The organism is Lacimonas salitolerans (genome assembly GCF_042677865.1).
GTDB classification, from domain to species: domain Bacteria; phylum Pseudomonadota; class Alphaproteobacteria; order Rhodobacterales; family Rhodobacteraceae; genus Lutimaribacter; species Lutimaribacter salitolerans.
Map to the genome: position 1 here is coordinate 1 of NZ_JBHUDD010000130.1, position 10,148 is coordinate 10,148.

The 10,148-nt window shown below is 66.2% G+C and carries 11 protein-coding genes; 9 read left to right on the top strand and 2 right to left on the bottom strand.

Going from position 1 to position 10,148, the window contains the following annotated elements; genetic code table 11:
- Window positions 1–30: 30 nt before the first annotated feature.
- The gene (locus ACFTOW_RS14375; RefSeq protein ID WP_379916874.1) at window positions 31–246 is read right to left on the bottom strand and encodes a hypothetical protein; all 216 of its coding nucleotides are present in this window, start codon (window positions 244–246) and stop codon (window positions 31–33) included.
- A gap of 72 nt (window positions 247–318) precedes the next feature.
- Window positions 319–1,203 (bottom strand): transglutaminase-like domain-containing protein, encoded by an 885-nt coding sequence (locus ACFTOW_RS14380; protein ID WP_379916876.1) that lies wholly within the window; start codon window positions 1,201–1,203, stop codon window positions 319–321.
- 134 nt (window positions 1,204–1,337) lie between these two features.
- On the opposite strand from ACFTOW_RS14380, the gene ACFTOW_RS14385 reads away from it, so the two are divergent.
- The 9 genes from ACFTOW_RS14385 (at window position 1,338) to ACFTOW_RS14425 (ending at window position 10,102) form a co-directional block, all read left to right on the top strand.
- Window positions 1,338–2,201 (top strand): transglutaminase family protein, encoded by an 864-nt coding sequence (locus ACFTOW_RS14385; protein WP_379916893.1) that lies wholly within the window; start codon window positions 1,338–1,340, stop codon window positions 2,199–2,201.
- A gap of 114 nt (window positions 2,202–2,315) precedes the next feature.
- Window positions 2,316–2,795: a DUF421 domain-containing protein gene (locus tag ACFTOW_RS14390; RefSeq protein ID WP_379916878.1), complete on the top strand. Its 480-nt coding sequence runs from the start codon at window positions 2,316–2,318 to the stop codon at window positions 2,793–2,795.
- Window positions 2,796–2,858: 63 nt separating this feature from the next.
- Window positions 2,859–3,638: a potassium channel family protein gene (locus ACFTOW_RS14395; RefSeq protein WP_379916880.1), complete on the top strand. Its 780-nt coding sequence runs from the start codon at window positions 2,859–2,861 to the stop codon at window positions 3,636–3,638.
- 214 nt (window positions 3,639–3,852) lie between these two features.
- Window positions 3,853–5,295, top strand: a complete 1,443-nt coding sequence (locus ACFTOW_RS14400) for a glycosyltransferase family 2 protein (protein ID WP_379916882.1) — start codon at window positions 3,853–3,855, stop codon at window positions 5,293–5,295.
- A gap of 1 nt (window position 5,296) precedes the next feature.
- Entirely contained in the window at window positions 5,297–6,241 is a 945-nt protein-coding gene (locus ACFTOW_RS14405) for a glycosyltransferase family 2 protein (RefSeq protein ID WP_379916884.1), read from the top strand.
- Entirely contained in the window at window positions 6,241–7,272 is a 1,032-nt protein-coding gene (locus tag ACFTOW_RS14410; RefSeq protein WP_379916886.1) for a glycosyltransferase, read from the top strand. The genes ACFTOW_RS14405 and ACFTOW_RS14410 overlap by 1 nt, the downstream gene beginning before the upstream one ends.
- On the top strand, window positions 7,262–8,473 hold the full coding sequence (locus tag ACFTOW_RS14415; protein WP_379916888.1) for a glycosyltransferase: 1,212 nt from the start codon (window positions 7,262–7,264) through the stop codon (window positions 8,471–8,473). The genes ACFTOW_RS14410 and ACFTOW_RS14415 overlap by 11 nt, the downstream gene beginning before the upstream one ends.
- Window positions 8,457–9,557 carry an acyl-CoA dehydrogenase gene (locus ACFTOW_RS14420; protein WP_379916889.1) on the top strand — a complete coding sequence of 367 codons (1,101 nt, stop codon included), beginning with the start codon at window positions 8,457–8,459 and terminating at the stop codon, window positions 9,555–9,557. Before ACFTOW_RS14415 ends, ACFTOW_RS14420 begins: the two co-directional genes overlap by 17 nt.
- Window positions 9,554–10,102, top strand: coding sequence for a PIG-L deacetylase family protein (locus tag ACFTOW_RS14425; RefSeq protein ID WP_379916891.1), 549 nt, complete (start codon window positions 9,554–9,556; stop codon window positions 10,100–10,102). The genes ACFTOW_RS14420 and ACFTOW_RS14425 overlap by 4 nt, the downstream gene beginning before the upstream one ends.
- Window positions 10,103–10,148: the final 46 nt, after the last annotated feature.

The window sequence follows — 10,148 nt, forward strand, 5'->3', positions numbered from 1 at the left end:
CTACCCCCCGGGTGGGTCATTTTTAAATGATCACGATGGGTCAGTTTTGAATGCAGATTGACAGTCTTGCCGCTTGATGCGGCGTGATATGACGTAGCTGGCAGGCCAGGTCAGCAGCGTGCCTGCGATGGCGGCCCCGGCGATCGCGGGCCAGGAATACCAGCCCAGTACCAGAACCACGATGATCAGGGATCCGGTCACGACTGCGCCAACCGCGAGTGTTAGAAAAATGCTCAGACGATCCATTTGGGTCCTCCTTCTGATACCCGTATAACGCCCGAGCCGCCGAATTCGTTCCGAATCCGTGCCAATCTGCCCTTATGCGGTCGATGCAAGGGTCAGGGCCTCGGATTCGGGCAGGCTTGTCAGCATCTCGCGCAGGTCGGCTTCGGTGGGGGTGCCGCGTATCTCGTCGGTCCAGACCCGGAACACCTTGAGGTCATAGGTTCCGAACGAGGTGATCATCGCGCCATCGGCGGCGTCACGGCCACGCACCATCAGAACCCGGCCGATCTTTGGCGTGTTGTAGCGCGCATCGAACGTGTACCAGCGCCCGCCCAGATAGGCCTCGAACCAGGCGCAGAAGTCGCCGGGACCCGAGTAGGGCACGCCGATGTCACCCAGGTAACCGCTGGCATAGCGCGCGGGGATGTTCATGGCGCGGCACAGGGCGACCGCCAGATGCGCGAAATCGCGGCAGACGCCTGTCTTTTCGCGTTGCGCATCGCTGGCGGTCTTGGTCGGGCGACCAAAGCCGTAACCGAATGTCAGGTGGTTGTGGACGTGGTTGCAGATCGCCTGCACCAGCGCCCAGCCGGGCGGCGTGTCGCCGAAAAGCCGCAGCGCCTCGGCCGCCAGCGTGTCCGAGTCGCAGTACCGGCTGGCGGTCAGGAATTGCAGCGTGTCGGGCGGCAGATCGGCGACATCATGCTGAAGGGCGTTCCAGTTGTAGATGTCGGGCTGGCCATCATCCTCGACGATGCAGTCCGACCACAGCCGCAGGCGCCCCGGTGGCGCGGTCAGCCGGGTCCGCCGGTTGCCGAAGACATCGGTGAATACCTCGGTCGGCAAGGCGGGGTCGGTCTGAACCTCTGCCGGTCCGATCATCCGCCCTGCAAAGCTGGAGTGCGGGGACAGCGCAAGGATCAGCACTGTGTCCGTCTTACTTTCGACGACGATCTCGTGTCCTATGCGAATGAACATTGCCGTCCTTTCTGGCCTGCCATATGGTGCGGGCTTGCATTGTGCGCGCCCGGGTCCGTCAAATTGCGTTCAGGCGCCGCGATCCGTCACCCTGCACGATCAGGTAAAGGGGCAATCCCATCCGAACCCTGCGCATCCTTCATCGAACACGATACGCGTATGACCGCCCGGTCACGTTCGGCGAGCATCGTCTGATGATCCGCCCCCGCGACGGGCATGACATGCGTATTCTGGATTCCAGCCTGACCGTATCACCCCGTGCCGACGTGCACTGGGCCTTTGATACCTTTGGAAACTCCGTTGCGCTGCTTTCGTTCCACGACGAGGCGGATGAACTGGTGATCGAAAGCGGACTGCTGCTGCGCCGCTATGGCCTGGACGAGCCGATGGCCCGGATCAAGCGCTACGCGGGCGGCTACCCGGTAGAGTATGACAGGGATGAGCGTATCGACCTTGGCCCCTACATGCTGCCGGACCAGCCGCAGGACCAGCAGGCGGTGCAGGCGTGGATCGCGCAGACGCTGCCCGGACTGCCCGGCGGCAGCCTTCAGGTTCTCGACGCCCTCGGAACGGGCATTCACGGCGCATTCCGCTATGCCCGGCGCGAGGAGGAGGGCGTGCAGACGCCATCGCAAACCATCGCTCTGGGCTCCGGCACCTGCAGGGATTTCGCGCTGTTCCTGATGGAGGCCGCGCGCAATCTGGGGTTTGCCGCCCGGTTCGTCACCGGATACCTGCATGACGAGGTGGCCGGCGTCGACACCGGCGAGGACATGACCGGCGGCGGCGCGACCCATGCCTGGGCCGATATCTTCGTGCCCGGTGCCGGCTGGGTCGAGTTCGACCCGACCAACCGCATCTTTGCCAGCCGCAACCTGATCCGCGTCGCCACGACCCGCACGCCGTCGCAGGCCCTGCCGGTCAGCGGGACATTCGCGTCGCAGGGTGGCACCTTGCTTGGCCTTCAGGTATCGGTCGCCGTCACCAACGTGGACTGATGGACTGACGCGCGCGGGCTAACACGGGTTAGTCCGGGCCGGCCCCGGCTATGGCACCACGCCCTCACCGGCGGTCAGCCTGCGACGATCGGCACCCCAAACGAAAGACAGGCGATGTCTGACCCGATCTTCTTTGACACCTGGCTTGGACTGTTGCGCATTCCTGTCGTCGGCATCCTTGCCTATGCCACCCTGATCCTGATGCTGCGCATCTCGGGCAAGCGCACGCTGAGCAAGCTGAACGCCTTTGACCTGCTGGTGACGGTCGCGCTGGGGTCGACCCTTGCCACAGTCCTTCTCAACAAGTCCGTGCCGCTGGCCGAAGGCATCCTTGCGCTGGCGCTGCTGATCGGTCTGCAATTCGCCATCACATGGGCGTCGATCCGGTCCGACCGCTTTCAGAACCTGATCAAGTCCGAGCCAACGCTTCTGGTGCACAACGGCCGCTATCTTGACGCGGCCCTGCGCCAGCAACGCATCACGCGCGAAGAGATTGGCGCTGCGCTGCGACAGACCGGGCGCAGCGACATCGACGAGGTGATCTCCGTCGTGCTGGAAACCGACGGTTCGATGACCGTCCTGCCCAGGTCCTGACCGTCATGGCGCAACGGGAAAACCGCTCGCCAAAGGCATGTCATCGGGCCATAGTCTGATCATATGGACTCTGTGCAGCGAACCATCCGACTGCTTTACAACGGCCACAGCCAATCGGCGCAGCGGTTTCGCTATGCGCTGGTCACCTTTGACGCGGCGACCATCCTGTATTTCATCATCAGCGCCGCGTTCGAGCAAACGACGCTGATCTGGGCGCTCGATACCGTGCTTGGCGTCCTGATCCTTTGCGATCTGGTGGCGCGTTTCTGGATTTCGGAAAACCGCCGCCAAGAATGCCTGAAACTCTACACGATCGCCGATCTTCTGGTCGTGGCCTCGCTGCTTCTGGCGCCGATCTTTACCGATGATCTGGCCTTCCTGCGCATCTTGCGCGGCTTGCGGCTGATCCATTCCTATCACCTGATCCGCGACCTGCGCCGCGACAGCCGTTTCTTTCGCCTGCACGAGGACGCGATCCTTGCCGCCGTCAACCTGTTCGTCTTTGTCTTCGTGATGACATCGCTGGTGTTCGTCGTGGCGTTTGACGATACCGCAGGGCCGGCTGGCTATATCGATGCGCTCTACTTTACCGTGGCGACGCTGACGACGACGGGCTTTGGTGACATCACCATGACCACGCCGGGGGGCAGGCTGCTTGCGGTGTTCATCATGGTGGTGGGCGTCGCGCTGTTCGTGCAACTGGCGCGGGCGATCTTTCAGCCCTCAAAGATCCGGCACAAATGCCCTGAATGCGGCTTGAACCGCCACGACCCCGACGCGATCCACTGCAAGCATTGCGGTGAAACGCTGAAGATCGAGACCGAAGGCAGCAACGGGGCTTGAAAAAGCGGCCGCACCCGTCGCGGCACTTGCACAAACGCATCACCCTGCGGGAACGACGCCGACCGCTCGGGGTTGTGGATCTGTCACGACATGATCCGCACACGAGGTTTGGATGCAGCACGACCCCACTCTACCCCTGCCGGTGCAGGCCCGTTCGCGGTTTTCCGCGTGGCGCATCTGTGCGGTTGCCATCGGGGGGAGTGGGATCGTTCTCGTGCCGGCCTTGACCCTTGTGGTGGCGGCGCTGACGATCCTTGTTCAGACGGTCCTGATCGTCATCTGCAACCTGCCAGCGGTGCGTCGGACAGGCACGGCGCTGCGCGATGATGAAACGCCCGGTCACGCATCCGCGCCGGTGCTGTCCATCCATATCGCCGCGCGCAACGAGCCGCCCGCTGTCCTGATCGCGACTCTTGAAAGCCTGCGCCGGCAGACCGATGCGCCCGAACATGAAGTCATCGTGATGATCAACAACACCCCCTGTGCTGAACTGTGGCAGCCGGTCGAACGCTGGTGCCACAAGGCCGGACGGCAGTTTCGGCTGGTCAGGCGCGACCGCGTCACAGGGGCCAAAGCCGGGGCGCTGAACATCGCGCTGCGCCAGACACGGCCGACGGCCAGCCATGTCGTCGTGCTGGATGCCGATTATCAGGTCGTGCCGGGGTTCCTGTCGGTGATCGCGGCCGAGCTGCGCAGGACCGGCGCGGATTTTGTGCAGTTTCCGCAGGCCTATCGCCACCTGTCGCCACGCACCCAGGGCCTGTCGTTCGAGCTGGCCGAGTATTTCAACCGCCACGCGCGCGCCGCCAACCGGGCCGACGCGATGCTGCTGACCGGCACGTTGAGCGTGATCCGCCGGGATGCGCTGGCCACGGTCGGTGGCTGGCCAAGCCAAAGCTGCACCGAAGACGCCGAACTGGGCACCAAGCTGATCGCCGCAGGCTATCGCGGCGTGTTCATCGACCGGGTGGTCGGGCGCGGGCTGATGCCGCTGGACCTGCGCAACCTGCACGGCCAGCGACAGCGGTGGGCCGCAGGCAATGCGCGCGTTCTGGCCGGTGCGCTGCGCGGCTGGCTTGGGCCGGGGCGCGACGCCGGGGCAGGGCCGTTGCAGCGCATGCTTGTGGTGGCCCAGCTTGCGGCATGGCTGAACCTTGGGGCGGTCGCGGTCGTGACCCTGCTGGCCGCTGTGGTTCAGGCCGGGTTTGGCCGTGCGACCGGCCTTGGCACAGCGATCCCTGATACCACGATACTTCTGTCCTTCGCGACGATGGGGCTGATCCTGGGCGCGACGGCCTGGCCGATCCTGCGTGCCATGCTGCCCGAAGTGCCGGTGTCCGTGCGCATGCAGGCGCTGGCGTCGCGGCTGTCGATGCTCCCGATCTCGGCCTGCGCCACGATCGAGGGATTGCAGAGCAAGCGGCAGGCGTTCCGCGTCACGGCCAAGGTTCAGCCGACCGCGCACGCGGCGCAAATCACCTCGATCCTGTCGGTCACCGCGACCCTTGGTCTTGCGCTGGTCCTTGTGGCGGTCCTGTCGACCGATCCGGTCGTGGCCGCAGCGGGCCTGCTGCTGCTGCTGCCGCCGGCCGGGGCATGGGCGATCCGCAAACCGCTGTCGCGATACGCGGCAGATGTGTCCGAGCGGGAGGGCTGAGATGGACCTGCCCGTCTGCATCGTGATCCCCACCTTCAACCGCGCGCACAGCATCGGTGCTGCGGTCAAGGCGGCATTGTCGCAGTCGCACACGGACGTGCGGGTGCTGGTCATCGACGATGCGTCAACCGATGCTACCGCAACGGTGCTGGCGACGTTCCGTGACGACCCGCGGCTCTGCTGCATCCGGCTTGCCACCAACGTCGGCACCGCGGGCGCCAAGAACCTGGGCATCCTGCTGGCAGGCGAGCGCGCGGTCACGTTTCACGATTCCGATGACATCCCCCACCGCGACAAGGTGCTGTGCCAGTCCCGCGCGCTGAACATCCGCGACATCCCGGCCGATCCCTGCCTGAACTGGGCGCTGGCCGGGCAGGAACCGGGCAGCCCGCTGACCGTGGGCGCGGTGCTGATCCATCACGCGCTGGTTCTGCCCGATGGCCGGCAGGTGGAGATCCGGCGCCAGATTTCCCTGATCGACGACGTGTTTCCCAACCTTCAGGTCGGCTCGACCATTCCGGGCGACTGGACCCATGTCAACTCGGGCCTGTTTCACCCCGATGTGTTCCGGCGTCTGGGCGGCTTTGCCGAATGCATCGAAGAGGACCGCGAGTTTCGCAACCGCCTGATCCTGTCGGGCGAGGTGATCCGGGTGATCGACGACATCCTGCTGACCAAGATCGAGACGGCGGATTCCCTGACGCAATCGGCCGCCACCGATTATTCCAGTGTGCGCCGCATTGCCGACCGGCGGCGGGTCTGGGCCAAGGTTGAGCACTGGCTGGCCACCCGCGAGGTCGCGCCCGAGCCGATCCACCTGCCGGACCTTGCGGTCGCGGATGTGTCGCGGATGGGTCTGCTGCACCGCTCGGGCGCGATGAGCACCGAAGGAACGCAGGCGCGGCTGACCCGTCTGTTTGCCGATGATCACAGGCAGAGCGCGTGATGGGCCGGGCCGCGTTGCGCATCATCGATCCCTGCGCCCCGCGCGCCTACGCCGACCCGGACAGCCTGCACCGTCTGGGCGGCACCGAGGCGACGGTGCTGCGCATCGCGCGCGTCCTGACCGACGAATACGAGGTTTCGGTCGAACAGTCCGCGCGCGACACGACCGAAGCGGTGGGCGATGTGCGCTTTGCGCCGATGCGCCTTGGCCGGACCTATGGTGGAACGATCCTTGTGATCAATTCGTGGAAGGCTGCGTTGATCTGTCGCCGCCACAATCCGCAGGCGCGCATTCTTGTCTGGCAGCATGTCGAGCCGGGGCAGAACCTGCGCGCGCTGGCAGGCGTGATGGCGGCGGCGCAGATCGGGATCGTGGCGGTGTCCGAAACGTTTGCAGCGCAGTTGCGGCGCTTTGCGGGGGCGGCAAAGCTGCCGGTCTTTGCCATTGCCAACCCGATTGCCGATGATCTGCACCCCGATGCCACGCCGCGCGATCGCGACCTGCTGTTCTTTGCCAGCGCGCCGCACAAGGGGCTGGATCAGGTGCTTGCCGCCTTTGCGACCCTGCGCGCGACTGTACCGGCCCTGCGGCTGGAGGTCGCCGATCCCGGCTATCTGGACTGGGACTGCGGCGCGATGCCGGAGGGTGTCACGGTGCTGGGCACGCTGCCCCACGCGGCGGTGATCGCCAGGATGCGGCAGGCGCTGTGCGTGTTCTACCCGCAGACGAGCTTTGCCGAAACCTTTGGTCTGGTCATCGCCGAGGCCAATGCCGTCGGCTGCCCGGTGCTGGTGCATCGCGGTCTGGGTGCGAATGACGAGGTTGCCTCGGACGCCAGCCAATGCATCGACGCCACCGACCCGCAGATGATCGCGGCGCGCATCGCCGCATGGCGTCAGTCACCGCCCGCCATCACGGGAAATCCGCGGTTCCGCCAGTCGGCTGTGGTGCAGGACTGGCGGCATTTCTTGGGCGCCGCGCGGCGCGTCCGCAGGTCTGCCCGCTCGAAAGGCGTGTCTCATGTCGCGTGACCGGGTGCCTGGAACGATCTGTGACCGGCCCCTTGCGGTCAGGTGTGCCAGCCTGCGTCTGGGTCCGGCCGCCGATTGGGACGCCGCCATCGTCATCCCCGCGAAGGATGAGGAACGGCGCTTGCCCGCCAGCCTGAACGCGGTTGGCGCGGCCATTCGTGCAGCCAAGGATGTAAAGGTTGGTATCGTTGTGGTGGTGAACAACACCCGTGACAGCACCGCCTTGCGCGCGTTCGAGTGGGCGGCGGATCAATCCGACGTGCCCTTTGTGCTGATCGACTGCGCCTTTTCCCGGGCTGGGGGCGGTGTGGGGGCTGCACGTCGCCTTGGTCTGGATCTGGCCTGCCGCTACCTGACCGCACAAGGCGCGCTGCTGACAACGGATGCCGATACCGCCGTGCGTGCCGACTGGGTTGTTCGCAACCTTGCCGAACTGCAGCGGGCCGATCTGATCTGCGGCACCGTTCTTGGGCTGCCGGACGAGGCTTGCGCCTTGCCCGCCGCAATCGCCTCCCATGGCAGCGCCGAGTGGGAGTATCTGCAAGCCTCGCTGGCCTTGGTGGCGCGGCTTGACCCGCAGTCGCATGATCCCGCACCGGCGCATCACAACGCCGCAGGGGCCAGCATGGCGGTGTCACGCCGGGTGTATCGCGCGGTGGGGGGATTGCCGGTGCTGCGCACCGGCGAGGATCGTGCCCTTGCCGAGCGCATCGCGGCGCATGATTTTCGCGTTCGCTATTCCGCCGATACCATTGTCGAGACGTCATGCCGGATGACCGGGCGCGCCGAGGGCGGGATGGCGGCCGCGTTGCGCGCCCGTGCGTGCGACTCCGATCCGCATGTCGATGAATGGCTGGAAGCGCCGGAAACGCTGGCCCTGCGTCACGGGTTGCGCGGACGGCTGCGCGCGGTCTGGCCCGATCAGCCCGCCCTGCATGCCGCGTTGATCGCGGATCTTGGCCGGTCGCGCGCCGACAGGATCATGGAGCGTTCGCCCGGTCCGCATTTCGGCGCGTTCTTTGCGACGGTCGAGCAGTTTGCCCCCCGGCTTGCCCGCCATCGGCTGCGGTTCAGCGACTGCCGCCGGGACCTGCCGCAGCTGATGGCGCTGCTGGCACGCACGGAAACTGCGACACAGGGTGATCTGCCAGCTGCCCCCAGCACCCACCGAAAGGCGGCCCGCGATGAACCTGCTTACTGACCCAGCCGTGCGCGACACCCAAGCTGCGGTGCTGCGCGGGATACGCGGCCGCGCCGGGGCCACCGACCGGGGCGAGACCGGATTGGCCCCGGATCTGGACGCGCTTTACGGCGCGGGCATCCTTGCCGCCGTGGTGGCCCATACCGGGCTGGGCGGCGACACGGGCGCGGGCGTGCACCTGCTGCGCCGGATCGGGCGGGCCAGCCTGTCGGTCGGGCGGATCGTCGAAGGCCACGCAAACGCGCTGCGTCTGATCCAGCTTTATGCCACGCCCGAACAGCAGTCAGAGTTCCGGTCGATCGCCGCGCAGGGCGAAATCTTTGGCGTCTGGGGCGCCGAGGGGCGCGACCCGGTGACGTTCGAGGCCACCAGCGACACAGGCGGCGTGCTGACCGGGGCCAAGATGTTCTGCTCGGGGCTTGGGCTGCTGTCGGTGGCGGTGGTGCCGGTCAAGACCGACGCCGGGCCGCTGCTGGTGCTGGCCCGGGTGGATGACCCCGCGCGCGCCGATGCCTCGGTCTGGGATGTCAGCGGGATGCGCGCCACCGCATCGGGCCGGTACGATCTGACAGGCGTCGAGGCCGATATTCTGGGCCGCCCCGGCGATTTCCAGCGCGAGCCGCATTTCGAGGGGGGCATCTGGCGTTATTGCGCGCTGCACTGTGGCGGGTTGGAGGCGCTGGCCGAATGTGTACGCCAGCATCTTCTGGCGCGCGGCCAGACCAACCAGCCGCAACAGGCCGAAAGGCTGACGCAGATGATCCTGCTGGCACAGACCGCACGCCTGTGGGTCGAGGCCTCCAGCGACGCAATCGAGCGGGCCGCGATCACTGGCGGCGATGCCGTGCCTGCCGCTGTCAGCCTGGGTCTGCTGGCGCGACAGGCGGTCGAGACTGCCTGCCAGTCCGGCATTGCCCTGACTGAACGGTGCATGGGGACCGCCGCCTTCATCGCGTCCTCGGACGCGGACCGCATCCGCCGCGATCTGGGGTTCTTCCTGCGGCAGGCCAATCTGGACGGAAAGTTGCAGCAGGCCGCCCATTCCCTGCTGGCCGACCCCGCCCCGGTGGGAGAGATGTGGTGACATCACCGGTGTTGCAGGCTGCTGCCGCTGCCCCCGGCGTGACAATCCATACGCTATCGAATGGCGGTGATGTTCTGGTGCTGGCCCCGCATCCCGATGACGAAACACTGGGCTGCGGTGCGGCCATCGCGGCGCTGACCGATATGGGTCGGCGCGCGCAGGTGGTTGTTGTGACGGACGGGGGCCAGTCGCACCCGGCATCGCTCAGCCATCCGCCCGACACGCTGCGCCAGCTGCGCGCGGCCGAGGTGACGCGGGCAGTCGATATCCTGACCGACGGGCGCGGGCCCGCACCCGTCCTGCTGGGCTACCCGGACGGTGACGCGCCCGAAGGGGATGACGCGGTCGCGCGCATCCACGCTTTCATGACCCCGGCGACGGCCTCGGTCTGGGTGACATGGGGCGGTGATCCGCACCACGATCATCAACGCACGGCGCGGCTGGCAGCACGGTTGGCCGAAAAACTTTTCCATGCGCTGCTATGGATCAGTCCACGCAAGCAAAGAACGCCTAGTACTACAGTTGCGGATATTGGAGATCTCTGATTCAACTCTATTCGAGGGAATGGGAGGGTTGGGTCATGACTGTATC